Source organism: Flavobacterium cutihirudinis, assembly GCF_003385895.1.
Taxonomy (GTDB): domain Bacteria; phylum Bacteroidota; class Bacteroidia; order Flavobacteriales; family Flavobacteriaceae; genus Flavobacterium; species Flavobacterium cutihirudinis.
Map to the genome: position 1 here is coordinate 701640 of NZ_QRDQ01000007.1, position 17787 is coordinate 719426.

The 17787-nt window shown below is 32.5% G+C and carries 18 protein-coding genes; 12 read left to right on the forward strand and 6 right to left on the reverse strand.

Translation table 11 applies throughout. The features are described from left to right. Nucleotides 1-47: 47 nt before the first annotated feature. A complete protein-coding gene (locus BD847_RS03040) occupies nucleotides 48-827 on the reverse strand; it encodes a 5'-nucleotidase C-terminal domain-containing protein (RefSeq protein ID WP_115886778.1) in 780 nt (259 codons plus the stop codon). Between the two features lie 47 nt (nucleotides 828-874). Between BD847_RS03040 and BD847_RS03045 the strand changes: the two genes are divergently transcribed. The 12 genes from BD847_RS03045 (at nucleotide 875) to BD847_RS03100 (ending at nucleotide 12793) form a co-directional block, all read left to right on the forward strand. After that, nucleotides 875-1387: a DUF6913 domain-containing protein gene (locus BD847_RS03045; RefSeq protein WP_115886779.1), complete on the forward strand. Its 513-nt coding sequence runs from the start codon at nucleotides 875-877 to the stop codon at nucleotides 1385-1387. A 13-nt stretch (nucleotides 1388-1400) separates the two neighbouring features. Continuing rightward, nucleotides 1401-2282 (forward strand): 4-hydroxy-tetrahydrodipicolinate synthase, encoded by an 882-nt coding sequence (dapA, locus tag BD847_RS03050; RefSeq protein ID WP_115886780.1) that lies wholly within the window; start codon nucleotides 1401-1403, stop codon nucleotides 2280-2282. 136 nt (nucleotides 2283-2418) lie between these two features. After that, a complete protein-coding gene (locus BD847_RS03055; RefSeq protein ID WP_115886781.1) occupies nucleotides 2419-3213 on the forward strand; it encodes an outer membrane protein assembly factor BamD in 795 nt (264 codons plus the stop codon). A gap of 9 nt (nucleotides 3214-3222) precedes the next feature. Beyond that, nucleotides 3223-3540, forward strand: a complete 318-nt coding sequence (locus BD847_RS03060; protein WP_012025451.1) for a DNA-directed RNA polymerase subunit omega — start codon at nucleotides 3223-3225, stop codon at nucleotides 3538-3540. 9 nt (nucleotides 3541-3549) lie between these two features. Continuing rightward, nucleotides 3550-4761 carry a bifunctional phosphopantothenoylcysteine decarboxylase/phosphopantothenate--cysteine ligase CoaBC gene (gene coaBC, locus BD847_RS03065; protein WP_115886782.1) on the forward strand — a complete coding sequence of 404 codons (1212 nt, stop codon included), beginning with the start codon at nucleotides 3550-3552 and terminating at the stop codon, nucleotides 4759-4761. Between the two features lie 65 nt (nucleotides 4762-4826). After that, entirely contained in the window at nucleotides 4827-5711 is an 885-nt protein-coding gene (gene porD, locus BD847_RS03070) for a type IX secretion system protein PorD (RefSeq protein ID WP_115886783.1), read from the forward strand. 44 nt (nucleotides 5712-5755) lie between these two features. Next, nucleotides 5756-7408, forward strand: coding sequence for a DNA repair protein RecN (gene recN, locus BD847_RS03075; protein ID WP_115886784.1), 1653 nt, complete (start codon nucleotides 5756-5758; stop codon nucleotides 7406-7408). Between the two features lie 105 nt (nucleotides 7409-7513). Continuing rightward, on the forward strand, nucleotides 7514-8704 hold the full coding sequence (fabV, locus tag BD847_RS03080) for an enoyl-ACP reductase FabV (RefSeq protein ID WP_115886785.1): 1191 nt from the start codon (nucleotides 7514-7516) through the stop codon (nucleotides 8702-8704). 126 nt (nucleotides 8705-8830) lie between these two features. Further along, nucleotides 8831-9829 carry a glycosyltransferase gene (locus tag BD847_RS03085; RefSeq protein WP_115886786.1) on the forward strand — a complete coding sequence of 333 codons (999 nt, stop codon included), beginning with the start codon at nucleotides 8831-8833 and terminating at the stop codon, nucleotides 9827-9829. A gap of 1 nt (nucleotide 9830) precedes the next feature. Continuing rightward, nucleotides 9831-10427 carry a dephospho-CoA kinase gene (gene coaE, locus BD847_RS03090; RefSeq protein WP_115886787.1) on the forward strand — a complete coding sequence of 199 codons (597 nt, stop codon included), beginning with the start codon at nucleotides 9831-9833 and terminating at the stop codon, nucleotides 10425-10427. A 59-nt stretch (nucleotides 10428-10486) separates the two neighbouring features. Then, on the forward strand, nucleotides 10487-12073 hold the full coding sequence (locus tag BD847_RS03095; protein ID WP_115886788.1) for a sensor histidine kinase: 1587 nt from the start codon (nucleotides 10487-10489) through the stop codon (nucleotides 12071-12073). A 3-nt stretch (nucleotides 12074-12076) separates the two neighbouring features. Beyond that, nucleotides 12077-12793 carry a response regulator transcription factor gene (locus tag BD847_RS03100; protein WP_057118447.1) on the forward strand — a complete coding sequence of 239 codons (717 nt, stop codon included), beginning with the start codon at nucleotides 12077-12079 and terminating at the stop codon, nucleotides 12791-12793. A 104-nt stretch (nucleotides 12794-12897) separates the two neighbouring features. Here the strand turns inward: BD847_RS03100 and BD847_RS03105 are convergent, their stop codons facing one another. The 5 genes from BD847_RS03105 to BD847_RS03125 form a co-directional block, all read right to left on the reverse strand. Then, on the reverse strand, nucleotides 12898-13644 hold the full coding sequence (locus BD847_RS03105) for an acyl-[acyl-carrier-protein] thioesterase (protein WP_115886789.1): 747 nt from the start codon (nucleotides 13642-13644) through the stop codon (nucleotides 12898-12900). Nucleotides 13645-13722: 78 nt separating this feature from the next. Next, complete coding sequence (miaA, locus tag BD847_RS03110; RefSeq protein ID WP_115886790.1) at nucleotides 13723-14643, reverse strand: tRNA (adenosine(37)-N6)-dimethylallyltransferase MiaA; 921 nt, start codon at nucleotides 14641-14643, stop codon at nucleotides 13723-13725. Nucleotides 14644-14806: 163 nt separating this feature from the next. After that, nucleotides 14807-15646: an ion transporter gene (locus BD847_RS03115; RefSeq protein ID WP_115886791.1), complete on the reverse strand. Its 840-nt coding sequence runs from the start codon at nucleotides 15644-15646 to the stop codon at nucleotides 14807-14809. Nucleotides 15647-15676: 30 nt separating this feature from the next. After that, entirely contained in the window at nucleotides 15677-17038 is a 1362-nt protein-coding gene (locus BD847_RS03120) for an exonuclease domain-containing protein (protein ID WP_115886792.1), read from the reverse strand. An 89-nt stretch (nucleotides 17039-17127) separates the two neighbouring features. Continuing rightward, complete coding sequence (locus tag BD847_RS03125; protein WP_115886793.1) at nucleotides 17128-17787, reverse strand: YggS family pyridoxal phosphate-dependent enzyme; 660 nt, start codon at nucleotides 17785-17787, stop codon at nucleotides 17128-17130.

Here is a 17787-nt window from a genome sequence, read left to right on the forward strand (position 1 = left end):
TATATTTTTTTGCGTGAACGCGGGTAATTTGAGTTTTTCTTGAAATGTTATTCTTCTGTAATTCTGATATCTTTTAGCACAGGAATAGTGTCTACTTCTTTGAAGTAATCAATCAATACGTCACGAAGTTTGTAATTTAGATCATATTTCTCAACGCTTTTACCAAAGAAGTTCATGTTATCACCACGATTAGCAAGGTAATCGTTAGTAGCAACATAATAAATTTTGTTTAGATCAAGAGGTTTTCCCTGGATCATTATATTTTTAGCTGTTTTGTCTTTTGCAATTGTAAATGTCATTCCGGATAATGGTTGTGGTTTTTTCTCCTTAATAATATAAGCAGCAATTTCCTGAATTTGTTCTCCTTTCAAGCCTAGAACAACTAGATTGTTTTCAAAAGGCATAATTTCAAAAGCAGTTCTGGTAGTTACATTTCCTTTTGGAAGAATAGCGCGAATACCACCATGATTTAAAAGGCATAAATCAATAGTTTTGTTTTCACGTTTCTTAAAAACCAAATTTCCTCGTTGTACACAAACATCAGCCATTAAGCAACCAATAGTAGTTTGCCATTTTCCAACGCTTTTGTCTAAAGTTTCAGGACAATAGGCTAAAACACTGTCTAAATCTTTATTAATATGATCACGATATGGTTTTATGAAGCTTTCAATTTCAGGAGTTTGTGGCCCTTTTTCAGTTATCGGAAGTTGTTTTCCTTCAATCTTTGTAAGATTATATTGCTTCGGACTGCAGGAAAAAATAAAAAACAATGTTAAGAATATAACAAAAAGTTTCAAAAATCCGTTATACTTTTTTAGTTTTACCATCTTAAATGCGACTTAAATAATTAATTTTGTAATCTGGTAAAAGTACTATGTTTTTAAATTATATAAAGGAATTTTTTGTAAAAAAATCATTAAAAAAAAACCTGAGTAGCGCCAAAAACGAAGTATTTACAAGGAATGTGCAAACAATTGGTTTGTTGGTAGATGAAAGTAATTTTCGATTCTCGAAAGAGTTGATAAAGGAATTAATCTCCCAGGGAATTGCTTCTGAAAAAATAGAAATTGTTGTATTCCGAAATAAATTTAAGGAGAAAAAAACATATTCCCGACCAACTTTTGGCAAAAAACATATCAATTGGAAGGGCGAAATTTCGGTAGATTTTTTAAGTGAATTTACAGAAAGGGAATTTGATCTTTTGATTAGTTATTATGATCTAGAAAAAACAATTTTGAAACTGATAACAAGTAAATCAAAAGCAAAATTTAAGGTTGGTTTTTCTTCAGTAGATTTAAAATTAAATCGCTGGATGATTGATACCAAAATGGAAAATTATAAACTATTCATTTCAGAATTGTTTACGTATTTAAAAAGAATAAAATAAATTAAAATAAAATATGCAATCATTAATAGGAACTGGTGTTGCGCTTGTAACTCCATTTAAAAAAGACTTTTCAGTTGACATCGAAGCTTTGCAGCGTATTGTTAACTTTTCGATTGATGGAGGAGTGGAATATCTTGTTGTTATGGGAACAACAGCAGAAAACGCTACTTTAACCGACGCTGAAAAAGAGTTGGTTATAAAAACCGTAATCGACGTGAATAAGGGAAGATTGCCTTTAGTTTTAGGAGTAGGCGGAAATAACACCATGCAGGTAGTATCAGAATTGAAAACAAGAGATTTTTCTGCTTTTGATGCTATACTTTCTGTTTCTCCATATTATAATAAACCAACACAGGAAGGAATTTATCAGCATTTTAAAGCAATTGCCGAAGCTTCTCCAATTCCTGTAATTCTATATAATGTTCCAGGAAGAACATCAAGTAATATGTTGCCATCAACAGTGTTGCGTCTTGCAAATGATTTTGATAATGTAGTAGCGATTAAAGAAGCTGCTGGAGATATGGCTCAGGCTATGCAGATTATTAAAAATGCACCAAAAGATTTTCTTGTGATTTCTGGAGATGATATGTTGGCATTACCAATCGTTTTAGCGGGTGGAGCGGGAGTAATTTCGGTAATTGGTCAAGGTTTTCCGAAAGAATTTTCAGAAATGATTCGTTTAGGATTGAATAAAAAAGCAGTAGACGCTTTTAAAACACATTATTTTTTATCAGACAGTATCGACATGATTTTTGAGCAGGGAAATCCAGCCGGAATCAAACAAATCTTCCAAGCCCTTGGAATTGCTGATAATACTGTTCGTCTTCCATTGGTTTCTGTTGATGATTCTTTAGCAGAGCGACTAAATGAGTTTGTAAAAAACAGCATTAAATAATTGTTAAAGTGTTAGTATTTTAAGATACTAAAAAATTATTTTGCAGTCGCTAAATTAATAACTAAATTTGCCACCGAAACTTCGGTGTGATTTTGCTTTGGCGTAGTGCCTAAGAAATCATAATAAAAGTAAGAAAATGAAAAGAATCGTATCTCTGTTAATTGTTGTAGCCCTTTTTTGTTCTTGTAGTGATTACCAAAAGGCATTAAAAAATGAAGATGTTGCAGCTAAGTTCGAAATGGCAACAAAAATGTATGATGCGGGTAAATATTCAAAAGCGATACGTCTTTTTGAACAATTGGCGCCATCTTATAGAGGTAAACCTCAGGCTGAAAAGCTTTTTTATATGTTTTCACAATCTTACTATAAAACACATCAGTATTATTTAGCGGGCTATCAGTTCGAAAGTTTCGTTTCAGGTTATCCACGAAGTGAAAAAGTGCAGGAAGCTGCATTTTTAGGTGCTTATAGTTATTCAAAATTAGCTCCAGTTTATAGTTTGGATCAAACAGATACAGTAAAAGCGCTTGAAAAATTACAGGCATTTATTGATAATTATCCAAATTCGGAATATATTGCTCAGGCTAATGAGGCGGTTCAGATTCTGAATGGTAAATTAGAGAGAAAAGCTTACGAGAACGCAAAAGGTTATAATACAATTTCAGATTACAAATCTGCATTAGTAGCTTTTGATAATTTTATTGCTGATTTTCCTGGTACTTCATACAAAGAAGATGCTTTGTTTTACAAGTACGACTCAGCATATCAGTTGGCTGTAAACAGTATTCCTCAAAAAATGGAAGAGCGTTTAAATGTGGCGAAAGTAGCTTACAATAACTTAGTTAAGTTTAAAAGCGATACGAAATATAAAAAACAGGCAGACGAAATGAATGCCAGAGTTGAAACAGATTTACAAAAATTTACTAAATAAATAAAAGTCATGGATTTAAAAAAGACGAATGCTCCTGTTAATACAATAACTTACAACAAAACAGTTATTGAAGAGCCAACAGGAAATGTGTATGAGGCAATTACCATTATGGCTAAAAGAGCAAATCAGATTAATTCAGAAATTAAAAAAGAATTAACTGAGAAATTAGAAGAGTTTGCTACTTATAATGACAGTCTTGAAGAAGTTTTTGAAAATAAAGAGCAAATCGAGGTTTCTAAATTTTACGAAAAATTACCTAAACCACACGCGTTAGCTGTTCAGGAATGGTTAGACGGTAAAACTTACCACAGAAATTCAAACAAATAATATAGTACAATGTCAGTTTTAAACGGTAAGAAAATTCTACTGGGAGTTTCTGGTGGAATTGCAGCCTATAAAACAGCTTCATTAGTACGACTTTTTATAAAAGCAGGTGCACATGTCCAAGTGATCATGACACCTGCTTCTAAGGATTTTGTAACTCCACTTACGTTATCTACGTTATCAAAAAATCCTGTACATTCAAGTTTCTTTAATCAGGACAATGAAGACGCTGTTTGGAATAACCATGTAGATTTGGCGCTTTGGGCCGACTTTATGATTGTTGCTCCGGCTACAGCCAATACATTGTCTAAAATGGCTAATGGAAACTGTGATAATTTATTAATCGCAACTTATTTATCGGCCAAATGTCCTGTTTATTTTGCTCCGGCAATGGACTTGGATATGTATAAGCATCCTTCGACTATTGCAAGTTTTGCTGCTTTGAAACAATTCGGGAATATTATGATTCCTGCTGAAAACGGTGAGCTGGCAAGTGGTTTGTCTGGTGAAGGTCGTATGGCAGAACCTGAAAATATTGTTGCTTTTCTGGAAGCCGATTTAGAAGGAAAACTGCCGCTTCGTGGAAAAACAATTCTTGTTACGGCAGGGCCAACATACGAAGCTATAGATCCTGTACGTTTTATAGGTAATCATTCTTCGGGAAAAATGGGTTTTGATATCGCTAATGAAGCTGCAAAATTGGGTGCGAAGGTAATTTTGATCGCCGGTCCAACTCATTTTAAAGCCAAAAGCGATGCTGTTGAAGTTATAAACGTAGTTTCTGCACAAGAGATGTATGATGCCTGTCATGCGCATTATAATGATGTTGATGTGGCAATCGCTGCAGCAGCGGTAGCAGATTACAAACCAAAAGTTGTTGCGTTGCAGAAAATTAAAAAAGCAGCTGATGATTTTTCTATCGAACTTGAGAAAACAAAAGATATTCTGGCATCATTGGGAGCAATTAAGAAAAATCAGTTTTTGATTGGATTTGCTTTAGAAACTCAGAACGAAATTGAAAATGCAAAGCTGAAAATCCAGAAAAAAAACTTAGATTTGATTGTTCTTAATTCTTTGCAGGATGAAGGCGCAGGTTTTAAAAAAGAAACCAATAAAGTTACTTTTATTGATAAAAATTTTAAAATCGAACCAATGGAACTAAAATCAAAAGAAGATGTTGCGGCTGATATTTTAAAGAAAGTGATATCGCATTTTGAATCATAATTTCTGCAAAATTTAAGATTAAGCATCAGTATTTATTTTTCGTCAACGCAATTCATATTTTTTAAATGAAGAGAATAGTTATTTTTTTTGTGTTTTTAAGTTTTGGCTTTTCACAGGCACAACAGTTGAATTGTATTGTAACTATAAATACCGAAAGGCTTCCGAATCCAAATCAACAGGTATTTAAAACTTTACAGACATCATTATCAGAGTTTGTAAATAAAACAGATTGGACAGGTGCGGTATTAAAACCAAATGAGCGTATCAATTGTTCAATGTATATAACACTTTCTTCAAATAGTTCAGATCAGTTTTCAGGTACAATTCAGGTTCAGTCTTCACGCTTGGTTTTCAATTCTACCTATTCTTCTCCTGTTTTAAATTATAATGATAAGGATTTAAGTTTTCGATATATAGAATATGAACCATTGTTGTTTAATCCAACAACGTACGAATCAAATTTAGTTTCGATTGTCTCATTTTATAGTTATCTGATTTTAGGAATGGATGCAGACACCTTTCAAATGGGTGCAGGGAATCAATATTTAGAAACTGCTCAGAATATTGCAAACGTTGCTCAGCAAGGTGGTTTTAAAGGATGGAGCCAGGCTGATGGAATTCAGAATCGCTATTATCTTATAACGGATATGATTTCACCAATGTATAGCGATTTACGTCAGGCTACTTTTTTATATCATTCTGGTTTAGATAAAATGAGTGATGATTTGAAAGGAGCAAAAGAGCGAATTAAATCGTCTATTTTGTTAATTGGAAAATTTAATACTGTTAAACCAAACGCATTTTTAACCCGAGTCTTTTTTGATGCAAAATCAGATGAGATTACTTCTATTTTTTCTGGCGGACCAAGTATTACAGTTACAGATTTAACTGATACCTTAAATAAAGTTTCGCCATTAAATAGCACAAAATGGGCGCAAATTAAATTTTAATTTCAGTATCTTTTCTTCATTAATTTTATTTCACTTTTTATTCTATGATAACTTCGCTGTCAATTAAAAACTATGCTCTGATTGAAAAACTTTCTATTGATTTTTCAAAAGGATTTTCTATAATTACAGGTGAAACAGGTGCAGGTAAATCTATTATTTTAGGAGCTTTAGGTTTGGTTTTAGGAAAAAGAGCCGATTTGACTTCATTAAAAAATAAAGAAGAAAAATGCGTTATTGAAGCACAATTTGAAATTTCGAAATACAATTTAAAGGAATTTTTTGAAGCAAATGATCTTGATTATGAAGATGAAACTATTATTAGGCGAGAAATTTTGCCTTCAGGGAAATCACGTGCTTTTATAAATGATAGCCCAGTAAATCTTCAGGAATTGCAGGATTTAAGTTTGTTTTTGATTGATATACATTCGCAGCAGCAAACTCAGGAATTATCAGATGAAAATGTCCAGTTTAAAATCATCGATGCAATTGCGCAGAATGGTGAGACGATATTAGCATATCAGAATTTATTAAAAGGTTATAAATCTGATAAATCTAAATTGAATGCATTGCTAAAAAAACAGAGTGATTCAGGAAAAGAGCAGGAATACAATACTTTTTTATTGAATGAATTAGTTGTTGCTAAATTAAAATCTGGTGAACAGGAAGAACTTGAAGCTGATTTTGAAAAACTGAATAATATTGAAGCAATAAAAGAATCGTTAGATAAATCTTTGACGATTGCCAATGAAGAGCAATTTGGAGTTTTGCACAATTTAAATGAAGTGAAAACGGCTCTTCAAAAAATAGCTGCATTTTCTCCAGAATATCAAGCTTTGTCTGAAAGAATTATTAGTATAGCAATTGAATTTGACGATGTTTCGAAAGAACTTCAAAACGCTTCAGAAAAATTATTGAATGATCCTGCACAATTAGAATTAATTAGTCAAAAATTACAATTAATCTACAATCTTCAGAAAAAGCATCAAGTAAGTACTGTAGATGAATTGATTCAAATTGAAGCAGAATTAAGTAATACAGTTTTAGAATTAGGGAATATAGAAGAAGAAATTGCTTCTCTATCAAAAGTGATTGAAGAAAAACAGCTGGAATTGAATTCTTTTTCAGATAAAATTCATCAAAATAGGGCAGCTGCAATCCCAGTTTTGTCCAATAAATTAATTTCAATTTTAGAAACATTAGGAATGCCGAATGTTCGTTTTAATATTGAATTGTTACCGTCGGAAACTTATTTTTCTAATGGTAAAGACGAACTTCAGTTTTTATTGTCAGCTAATAAAGGAACCGATTTCGGATTGCTTAAGAAAGTGGCATCCGGAGGAGAAATGTCGCGTATTATGTTGGCTGTAAAAGCAATTTTGGCACAATATTCAAAACTTCCAACTTTGATATTTGATGAAATTGATACGGGAGTTTCTGGAGAAATCGCCATTAGAATGGGAGAAATAATGAAAGAAATGAGTACCTCGATGCAGATTTTTGCAATAACGCATTTACCTCAAATTGCGGCAAAAGGAGATTCTCACTTTAAAGTTTTCAAATCAACAGTTGATGATGACACGCAATCAGAATTAAAGCTTCTGTCTCAGGACGAAAGAGTTATCGAAATAGCACAAATGTTATCAGGAGCAGTTGTTTCAGATTCGGCTTTAAATCATGCTAAAGCCTTGTTGAACTAAAGAAATACTTTATATTTGTCATCTAAAAACGAATTAAACAAAGCTAAATAAGTTAATCAATTGTCTTAATTGGTGATTGCTATATTAACGAATAAAAAAGAAAATATGATTATAGAACCTAGAATGAGAGGCTTTATTTGCTTGACAGCCCACCCAGGGGGAGCCGAGCAAAATGTTAAAAATCAAATAGAATATGTAAAATCAAAAGGAACAATTGCTGGTGCTAAAAAAGTATTGGTTATTGGAGCTTCAACAGGTTTCGGATTGGCTTCAAGAATCACAAGTGCTTTTGGATCTGATGCGTCAACAATTGGAGTGTTTTTTGAAAAACCACCAGTTGAAGGAAAAACAGCTTCTCCAGGATGGTATAATTCTGCAGCATTTGAAAAAGAAGCTCATAAAGCGGGTCTATATGCAAAAAGTATCAATGGAGATGCTTTTTCAAACGAAATAAAAAGAGAAACGCTTGATTTGATTAAAGCGGATTTAGGACAAGTAGATCTTGTAATCTACAGTTTAGCTTCTCCAGTGCGCACAAATCCTGTTACAGGAGTTACGCATCGTTCAGTTTTAAAACCAATTGGACAAACTTTCACTAACAAAACAGTTGATTTTCATACAGGAAAAGTTTCTGAGGTTTCAATCGCTCCTGCAAATGAGGAAGATATTGAGAATACAGTTGCTGTAATGGGTGGAGAAGACTGGGCAATGTGGATTGATGCTTTGAAAGCTGAAAATTTATTAGCAGAAGGTGCTACAACAGTTGCTTATTCTTACATTGGGCCGTCATTGACAGAGGCAGTTTACCGTAAAGGAACAATTGGACGTGCAAAAGATCATTTAGAAGCTACTGCATTTACAATTACAGATAATTTGAAATCTATAGGAGGAAAAGCGTATGTTTCTGTAAACAAAGCTTTAGTAACACAAGCAAGTTCTGCAATTCCTGTAATTCCGTTGTATATTTCTCTTTTATATAAAATTATGAAAGAAGAAGGTATTCACGAGGGGTGTATTGAGCAAATCCAACGTTTATTCCAAGATAGATTATACAATGGTTCGGAAGTTCCTGTTGATGAAAAAGGAAGAATCAGAATTGATGACTGGGAAATGCGCGATGACGTTCAGGAAAAAGTGGCTAAACTTTGGTTAGAAGCTACAACTGAAACTTTGCCGGAAATTGGAGATTTAGCTGGATACAGAAATGATTTCCTTAACTTATTCGGATTTGAATTTGCTGGAGTAGATTACCAGGCTGAAGCAAATGAAATAGTTGATATTGAAAGTATCAAATAAGGATACTAAAAAAATATAAAATGAAAACCATCAACCAAAAGTTGGTGGTTTTTTTATGAATATAGCCTATCTTTGTTAAAATTTTGAAATTTAAAAAATTGCCATTTTAATACCGCATATTCCATTATGATTTTTTCTTTAATTATACCCGTGTATAATCGTCCAGATGAAGTTGATGAACTTTTAGAAAGTCTTGCGAAATCTGATTATAATGAACCTTTTGAAATTGTTCTTGTTGAAGACGGCTCTTCGATACCCTGCAAGGATGTTGTGATGAATTATCAGGGTAAATTGAATATTTCATATTATTTTAAGGAAAATTCCGGACCTGGAGATTCAAGAAATTTTGGAATGGAAAAGGCCAGAGGTGATTATTTTATCATTTTTGATTCAGATTGTATTATTCCTCCGAATTATTTAACTGAAGTTCGAAAGGCTTTAGATGTAGAATATGTGGATTGTTTTGGAGGCCCGGACAGGGCATTAGATAGTTTTTCGAACATTCAAAAAGCAATAAATTTTGCGATGACTTCTTTCCTGACGACAGGGGGAATTCGCGGTGGTTCGGAAAAACTAAACAAATTTCAGCCAAGAAGTTTTAATATGGGGATTTCTAAAAGAGCTTTTTTGGCTTCTAAAGGATTTGGAAACATTCACCCTGGAGAGGATCCCGATTTGTCTATCCGTTTATGGAATTTAGGTTTTGAAACCAGATTGTTTTCAGAGGCTTATGTGTACCACAAGCGTAGAATCGACTGGGAGAAATTCTCTGTTCAGGTTCATAAATTTGGAATTGCACGACCTATATTAAATAGTTGGTATCCAGAGCATAACAAGTTGACTTTTTTCTTTCCAAGCTTTTTTATACTTGGATTATTATTAGCTTTTTTACTGTTAATATTCAATATTGATTTGTTGTTACAATTATATTTTGTATATTTCGTTATTATTTTTCTTACAGCCAGTATTCAGAATAAAAGTATTAAAATTGGGTATCTTTCGGTAATTGCAGTTTGGAAACAATTTTATGGCTATGGAACGGGGTTTTTAGAATCATTTATCAAAATTATACTTTTAAAGAAAAAACCACAGGAAGCTTTTCCTCGTATGTTTTTTAAGATATAAGATGACAAAAATTATAGGTTTAACCGGCGGAATAGGAAGTGGCAAAACAACTATAGCAGGGTATTTCAAAGAAATGGGAGTCCCTGTTTATATCGCTGATGATGGTGCCAGAAATGTAATGCAGTCAGACCATGTAATAAAAGAATTGAAGCAAGTTTTTGGAGAAAAACTTTTTGAAAATAACATTTTAAACAGAGCTAAACTGGCAGAAATAGTATTTAACGATTCTGATAAATTAGCAAAACTTAATGCAATAGTTCACCCCGCTGTTAAACAAGATTTTGAGTTTTGGTTAAAACAGCACAATAAAAGCCCGTATGTAATATACGAAGCTGCAATTTTATTTGAAAGTGGTCGCTATAATGACTGCGATTACATAATTACCGTTACCGCCCCAGAAGAAGTCAGAATTGAAAGGGTATTAAAGCGTGATAATACCACAAGAGAACAAGTTTTAAGTAGAATGCAAATGCAATGGAAAGATGAAGATCGTATTTCCAGAAGTAATTTTGTTATTAATAACGTTAATCTTAAAATTGCTAAAGAAGAAGTTGTTAAAATTCTTAAAATTTTAAATATAAAACAAAATCAGTCTTAAATGTTAATATTTGGTTAATGTATTATTTAGTATATTGTTAAAATATTAATTTTGTTTCGATGAATAAATTATTTTTTAGAATACTTGTTTTACTTATGAGTTTGTCCTTAATTGGGATAATTCTTGTTCAGGTATTTTGGTTCAACTCTTCGTTCAAAAATAATGATGAACAATTTAAATACCACGTTACTCAGGTAATCGGGAATGTTGCTGATAAACTCGAACAACAGGAAGAATATAGTTTTTACGATAAATACAATCGTTTAAAAGATAGTACGGGTAAAATTCCAAAAAAAGAAGACTTATTAGAAGTTTTGTTTGTACAGCGAAATACAAAAACGAATAAAACGATTGTATATTCAAATACTTTAACTTCTGAAGATTATAATGTAAGCGGTTCGCTGTTTAATAAAAAATTCAGTAGTGACAGGTTTAAGAGTTTTAGTTCAAAACGTGTAACGGAGGTTTACAACAACAATAACGGGATTGATAATAATTCTTTAAATCAAAACATTATACCCGATTTAAAAATTGAAAAATCCGGTAGTTTAGATGTTTTGAATAAAGTTCAAATGGAAATCTCGATAAAAGATGCGCTTGATGCACTTCCTATTGAAGAAAGAATATCAAAAGAGAAATTACAGGGACTTCTTAAAAAAGAACTTCAGGAATATGGTGTAAAAACGAAGTTTGAATTTGGAGTATATAAAGATGTAGTGCCTACTAAAATTAAGTCTGATGGCTTTCATTATGATAAAGAAGCTAGCTATCATGTTCCTATTTATACTGATAATGAAGGGAATAGTAAGTATGAATTGTATATTACTTTTCCGCACAAAAAGAAATTTTTATTGTCTGAATTATTGAGTATCACTATATTATCAATAGTTTTTACATTAATCATTATTGTTGCATATACGAGTGCATTAAACCAATTGTTGCGTCAAAAACATATTTCTGAAATTAAAACAGATTTCATCAATAATATGACGCATGAGTTTAAAACACCAATTGCTACGATAAATTTAGCACTTGATGCAATAAAGAGTCCAAAGGTTATTGAAGATAAAGAAAAAGTATATCGATATCTCCAAATGATCCGGGACGAAAATAAAAGAATGCATGCTCAGGTTGAAAATGTACTTCGTATTTCAAAACTGGAAAAGCGAGAATTGGATATTACAAAAGAACCTACAGCTATTCATGATATAATTGATGATGCTATTGAGCACGTTAATTTAATTTTAGAAGACAGACAAGGAACCGTTGTAAAACATTTTAATGCAGTGCGAACTACTTGTCTAATTAATGAAGTTCATTTTACAAACGTTTTGGTTAATATTTTAGAAAATGCAATAAAATATTCTCCAGATATCCCTGAAATTGAAATCTTTACAGAGAATGTTAAAGACATGATTCTGATTAAAGTAAAAGATAATGGACTGGGTATGAGTAAAATTGCTCAGAAAAGAGTATTTGAGAAGTTTTACAGAGAACATACAGGAGACTTACATAATGTAAAAGGACATGGTTTGGGACTTGCTTATGTAAAAAGAATAGTAGAAGACCATAATGGTCAAGTATATGTTGAAAGCGAAAAAGGAAAAGGTAGCACCTTTATAATAAAAATACCATTAATAAATTAAAATATGGAAAATACTAACAAAAGAATACTTTTAGTAGAAGATGACCTAAATTTTGGGGCGGTTCTTAAAGATTATCTAATGTTAAATGACTTTGAAGTTACTTTAGCTAAAAACGGTATGGAAGGTTTCGAAAAATTCAAAAAGGATGTATATGATTTATGCATTTTGGATGTAATGATGCCTTATAAAGATGGTTACACTTTAGCCAAAGAAATTAGAGAAAAAAACAGTGAAGTGCCTATTATCTTCTTAACAGCTAAATCAATGAAAGAAGATGTACTGAAAGGATATAAAGCCGGAGCTGACGACTATTTGAATAAACCTTTTGATTCAGAGGTTTTATTAATGAAAATTAAAGCGATCATTCAAAGAAAATCTGCTGATACAAAAGCGGAGCAAGTTCAATTTGAATTTAATATTGGTAAATTCCATTTAAATTCTAAATTAAGATTCTTGACTTTCCAGGATGAAGAGCCAATTAAATTGTCTCCAAAAGAAAACGAATTGCTTAAAATGTTAATTCTTCATGAAAATGATTTAATGCCTAGAGAATTAGCTTTGACGAAAATTTGGAGAGATGATAATTACTTTACTTCAAGAAGTATGGACGTTTACATCGCTAAGCTTAGAAAATACCTAAAAGCTGATGAAGATGTTGAAATTTTAAACATACACGGAGAAGGTTTCAGATTAGTTGTAAAAAGCAAAGTAACTGAATAATCAATTCACTGAAAAACAATATAAAAGCTCTGAGTAATCAGAGCTTTTTTTATGTAAAAATGTGTTGTGTAAAGAGGTTGGATTTTTAAAATCTTCTGGTCTTTTTACTTCCAATGCAACTCCAAAGCAAAGCAAGTTTTTTCGCCCTTTGTAATACTGAAGGTTGCTGTGGTGTGGTCATCGTCTTCGCTTTCGTGAATTACAACTTTGTCTTTTAGCGAAAGCTCTTTCATAAAGTTCATTTCAAAGCTTTTTACTTCTTGTTTCATGATTCTTTTTGAATCAACGTGATCAAGGCACCATTCCAGATATTTTACGTTATTTACGTGATTAACAATATCTAAATCAGATAAATAAACTGTTTTTTCGAATATAGCTTCTTTTTCGTGGTTGATATTTATTTTAGAAAAACCTTCTTCTGTAGCTCTATTTTCAGGGAATAATTCGAAATGTTCATAAGGTAAGGCTAAAGCTTCCGGACGACGCGCCTGCGTATTGAAAACGGCCCAATACGTTTCGCAACCCACTATTTTTTTTCCGTTTACATACATTTCCAATGCACGAACAGAACGGGAATTTTCTAAGCTGTTAATCCATGTTTTTACTGTTACAACATCTTGCCATTTTGGTAAAGCATGAACTTCAACTCGCATTCTGCTTAGGACCCAGGCTTGATGAAACTCCTGCATATCATAAAAACTAATTCCACCAATTTCTGAATGTGCGGCTGCGGTTAATTGTAAAATATTACACAAGTCGGTATATTTTAAGAAACCTGTTGGTGTGCATTGTGTGAAATTGATTTCCCAGTCTTTACTTAAAACTGATGTGAAATTAGGAGAAATTGGCATTTTATTATTTTAAATTTTAGATTGTTGATTTTAGATTTTTCCTTCGTAAAGGAGAAGAAAGATTTAAGAAAAAGATTTTTACTTTAGAAGATTTTCGATGTAATTTATAATTTCTTTTCTCTCTATAGCGTAATCAAACCATTTTGTGTTTTCGTTTCGCTTAAACCACGTTAACTGTCTTTTAGAAAATCTTCTTGTGTTCTTTTTGATTTCTTCTACAGCAAAAGACAAACTGAATTCCCCGTCAAAATAACTAAATAATTCTCGATAACCGACGGTTTGAAGCGCATTTAACGCTTTATTAGGATATAATACTTTTGCTTCTTCAAGTAATCCTTCGTTCATCATAATGTCAACACGTTGATTGATTCTGCTGTAAATTATTTCTCTGTCAGCATCTAAACCAATTAGAATAGGAGTGAAGTCTCTGTTGTTTTTCTTTTGATTTAGAAATGAAGAATACGGTTTTTGCGCTCCAATACAAACTTCTACAAAGCGCATCATTCGTTGCGGGTTTTGTAAAGTTTGTGGGTTTTCTAAAGTTATTTTTTGATAATATTCAGAATCTAAATTTTTCAGTTGTTCCTGAAGATATTCAATTCCGAGTTTTTCGTAATTTGAATTTACTTCTGAACGAACTTTTGGATCGATTTCAGGAAATTCGTCAAAACCTTTTAAAATTGCATCAACATACAAGCCTGAACCGCCGATAAGAATCACAAAATCTTTCGTTTGAAATAGTTCTTCTATTTTGGCTAAAGCTTCTTTTTCGTAATCGCCGACGGTGTAGTTTTCAAAAATAGATTTATTTTGAATGAAATGATGTTTGGCCGAATTTAATTCTTCTTGATTGGGAACTGCCGTTCCAATAGTCATTTCCTTAAAAAACTGACGGCTGTCGCAAGAAACAATCTCGCATTTAAAATGTTGTGCCAAAGCAATACTCAAGGCTGTTTTGCCTATAGCTGTTGGTCCGACAATGGTAATTAGGTGTTTCATATTTTTTAGCCCAGATGGGAATGGAAACCCCGGACTTATATTTGTTGAATTTTTTTGGTGTAAAAGAGCGACTCCCGACGCTTCGGGAGAAGCTCCTTTTATGCCTTAAAAAATTACAAATATAAGGAGGAGTTGCAATGTACAGCTGGATTAGCTTCTAAAATTAATTATTAGGCAATTCAGTTCCGCATTCATAACAATATTTGGCGTTGTCAAAATGAACTTGTGACTGGCATTTTTTACATGTTTTTTTACCGCTTACTGTGCTGTTTCTTAAACTGCTTTTGGCAAATTCTGCTGTTACAATTCCGGTTGGAACGGCAATGATTCCATAACCTAAAATCATTACGAGTGCCGCTATAAACTGTCCAAGAGGTGTTTGTGGCGAGATATCTCCATAACCAACGGTTGTTAGAGTTACGATTGTCCAGTAAATTCCCATCGGAATGCTTGTAAATCCTGATTCTTTGCCTTCAACCAGATACATTATGGTGCCTATTATTACAGTACTGATTAAGACAAAGTAAATAAAAACCATAATTTTTTCTTTACTGGCATGTATTGCTTCTTTTAATTGTAAAGATTGGTGTGAAATCTGCGGAATGTGCAGGATTTTGAATAAACGGAGAAAACGTAATGCTCTTACTATTGACAGAATACTTGCAGCGGGGAAAAATATAGACAAATACATGGGAAGAACAGCTAGTAAATCGATGATTCCGTAAAAACTGAAAATGTATTTAACTGGTTTTTGAATGGATATTATACGAAGTATGTATTCGATCGTGAAAAAGACCGTGATAATCCATTCACAGATAATTAGTTGATTATGATATTTTGAACTAATTCCTTCTACAGTATCGAGCATTATTAGTAAAACACTCAACAAAATTAGGCCTAGTAATACTAAATCGAACATTCTTCCTAAAATGGTATTAGTACCATAAAGGATAATTTTGATTCTTTCCCTGAATATTTCGTATTCCGATTTTTGTTTTTTCATATCAATAAAGATAATGAAAGTTTAGATGTCTTAAAAATGAAGAATTTTTAGCGATTTACTTTTACGAATGTAATTTTGAATGATGTTCTTGACGTCGCGATTATGTTGCATTGGTGTCAGTATATTTTTTAGGATTTCAATGTTAGTGATTTGATAATTTAGATCATAAAACGCATATCCTTTGTAAATTCCGTTTTCTATTAAAACAGCACTTCGTTCATTAATATTTCGACCTCTGTCAAGCAGTATCATACTTTTGTTTTCGAAACTGTTTTCAGAAATAAATTGCTGTACCCTTAAATTGTAAACTTCAGGAGTGACTTCGCCAATACAGGCGCCGTCGCATTCTTTTATTTTATATTGAAAACACTCTTTTTTAGTTTGGTATAATCCTGTGAGTTTTTGGCATAAATGATACTTTGCTGTATACCTGAAAAGTGCATTTTTTCCTTCTTGTAATGAAGCAAATGAGGTTATTTCTTTTTTTCGGCCGTCAGTTTTTTCGAGTTTTAAGTTTAAATATCCTTGAGCATCTTTTTCAGCATATAAAGCATATTGAAAAATGGTTTTTCGCTGCGCTCGATTGTATCTTGGTCTGTTTATTTTAATTTCTTCACTTTCTTTTAAAAGCGCAATTAATTCGCTTCCGGTTTCATCATAAGTTATAGTAAAAACTTCGGCCTGAATTTTTTTGCTCTTGGTTGTGATTCCTGTAAAATGTTGGTTGATTCTTTTTTTTATATTTTGGCTTTTGCCAATGTATATTAAAGTACCACCTTCGTTATAAATATAATAAACTCCTGTTTTCGTAGGCATTTGACTAATGAGATCAAGAAATTTTGGTGCAATTCCTTTTTCGACTTCGAGTTTTATAAAATCTTTTACGATCGTTTTTTCGACGTCTTTCTCCAAAAGCATTTTAAAAAGTTTTGTAGTTGCCATTGCGTCTCCACTGGCACGATGTCTGTCGGCCATTGGAATTCCGAGTGCACGGACTAATTTTCCTAAACTGTATGAAGGTTGTTCCGGAATTAGTTTTTTTGCTAATTCTACTGTACAAAGCGTTTTGGCTTCAAAATCATAACCTAAACGTCTGAACTCAGTGCGGAGAATTCTGTAGTCAAAAGAGGCATTGTGAGCGACAATAACGCAGTCTGAAGTAATTTCGATGATACGTTTGGCGACTTCAAAAAACTTTGGAGCCGATTGCAACATAGCATTATTGATTCCGGTAAGCTTTACTACAAAAGGCTGAATCGGAATTTCAGGATTGACAAGGCTGATGAACTGGTCGACTACTTCATGTCCATCAAATTTATAGATGGCGATTTCAGTAATTCCTTCTTCATTAAATTGTCCTCCAGTGGTTTCTATGTCTAATATCGCGTACAAATTCAGTAATCAGTGTTCGGTTTTTAGTATTCAGTTTTTCTGTAGAGACGCATTTTAATGCGTCTTACGATAGATGTGATTTTTGAAAATTATCTTCCTCCAAAAATACTACTTCCAATGCGAACCATGGTGCTGCCACATTCTATGGCTAATTGGTAATCTCCGGACATTCCCATTGATATAGTGCTCAGGTTGCAGTTTTCAGTTTTTCGATCTTTTATCGAATCAAAAATCGATTTTAAATGTGTAAATTCTTTTTTAATTTGATTTTGATCTTCGGTGAAAGTTGCCATTCCCATTAAACCTAAGATACGAATATTTTTCAACTCTTTGAACTCAACAGAAGTTAAAAGTTCGTTTAATTCGTTTTCGTCCAAACCAAATTTAGATTCTTCTTCTGCAATATATATTTGAAGAAGGCAATCTATTGTTCTATTGTTTTTTACAGCTTGTTTGTTGATTTCTTGTAATAATTTCAAACTATCAACTCCATGAATCAAACTCACAAACGGAGCCATAAATTTGACTTTATTCGACTGAACGTGACCAATCATGTGCCATTGAATGTCTTTTGGCATTTGTTCCCATTTTTCCGTCATTTCTTGGATCTTGTTTTCTCCAAAAATGCGTTGACCAGCTTCATAGGCTTGTAATAAGTCTGAAACAGGTTTTGTTTTAGAAACGGCAACGAGAGTTACGTGTTCAGGTAAACTTGCTTTAATTGTATTTAAATTCGAAGCTATTGACAT

Bases quoted from the DNA above. Each gene is read 5' to 3' on its own strand.
- miaA (WP_115886790.1), bottom strand. From the start codon at position 14,643: ATGAAACACCTAATTACCATTGTCGGACCAACAGCTATAGGCAAAACA.
- BD847_RS03085 (WP_115886786.1), top strand. From the start codon at position 8,831: ATGATTTTTTCTTTAATTATACCCGTGTATAATCGTCCAGATGAAGTT.
- BD847_RS03115 (WP_115886791.1), bottom strand. From the start codon at position 15,646: ATGAAAAAACAAAAATCGGAATACGAAATATTCAGGGAAAGAATCAAA.
- BD847_RS03060 (WP_012025451.1), top strand. From the start codon at position 3,223: ATGGATTTAAAAAAGACGAATGCTCCTGTTAATACAATAACTTACAAC.
- BD847_RS03095 (WP_115886788.1), top strand. From the start codon at position 10,487: ATGAATAAATTATTTTTTAGAATACTTGTTTTACTTATGAGTTTGTCC.
- fabV (WP_115886785.1), top strand. From the start codon at position 7,514: ATGATTATAGAACCTAGAATGAGAGGCTTTATTTGCTTGACAGCCCAC.
- porD (WP_115886783.1), top strand. From the start codon at position 4,827: ATGAAGAGAATAGTTATTTTTTTTGTGTTTTTAAGTTTTGGCTTTTCA.
- recN (WP_115886784.1), top strand. From the start codon at position 5,756: ATGATAACTTCGCTGTCAATTAAAAACTATGCTCTGATTGAAAAACTT.
- BD847_RS03105 (WP_115886789.1), bottom strand. From the start codon at position 13,644: ATGCCAATTTCTCCTAATTTCACATCAGTTTTAAGTAAAGACTGGGAA.
- BD847_RS03055 (WP_115886781.1), top strand. From the start codon at position 2,419: ATGAAAAGAATCGTATCTCTGTTAATTGTTGTAGCCCTTTTTTGTTCT.
- BD847_RS03125 (WP_115886793.1), bottom strand. From the start codon at position 17,787: ATGTCAATAGCTTCGAATTTAAATACAATTAAAGCAAGTTTACCTGAA.
- coaE (WP_115886787.1), top strand. From the start codon at position 9,831: ATGACAAAAATTATAGGTTTAACCGGCGGAATAGGAAGTGGCAAAACA.
- BD847_RS03100 (WP_057118447.1), top strand. From the start codon at position 12,077: ATGGAAAATACTAACAAAAGAATACTTTTAGTAGAAGATGACCTAAAT.
- dapA (WP_115886780.1), top strand. From the start codon at position 1,401: ATGCAATCATTAATAGGAACTGGTGTTGCGCTTGTAACTCCATTTAAA.
- coaBC (WP_115886782.1), top strand. From the start codon at position 3,550: ATGTCAGTTTTAAACGGTAAGAAAATTCTACTGGGAGTTTCTGGTGGA.
- BD847_RS03045 (WP_115886779.1), top strand. From the start codon at position 875: ATGTTTTTAAATTATATAAAGGAATTTTTTGTAAAAAAATCATTAAAA.
- BD847_RS03040 (WP_115886778.1), bottom strand. From the start codon at position 827: ATGGTAAAACTAAAAAAGTATAACGGATTTTTGAAACTTTTTGTTATA.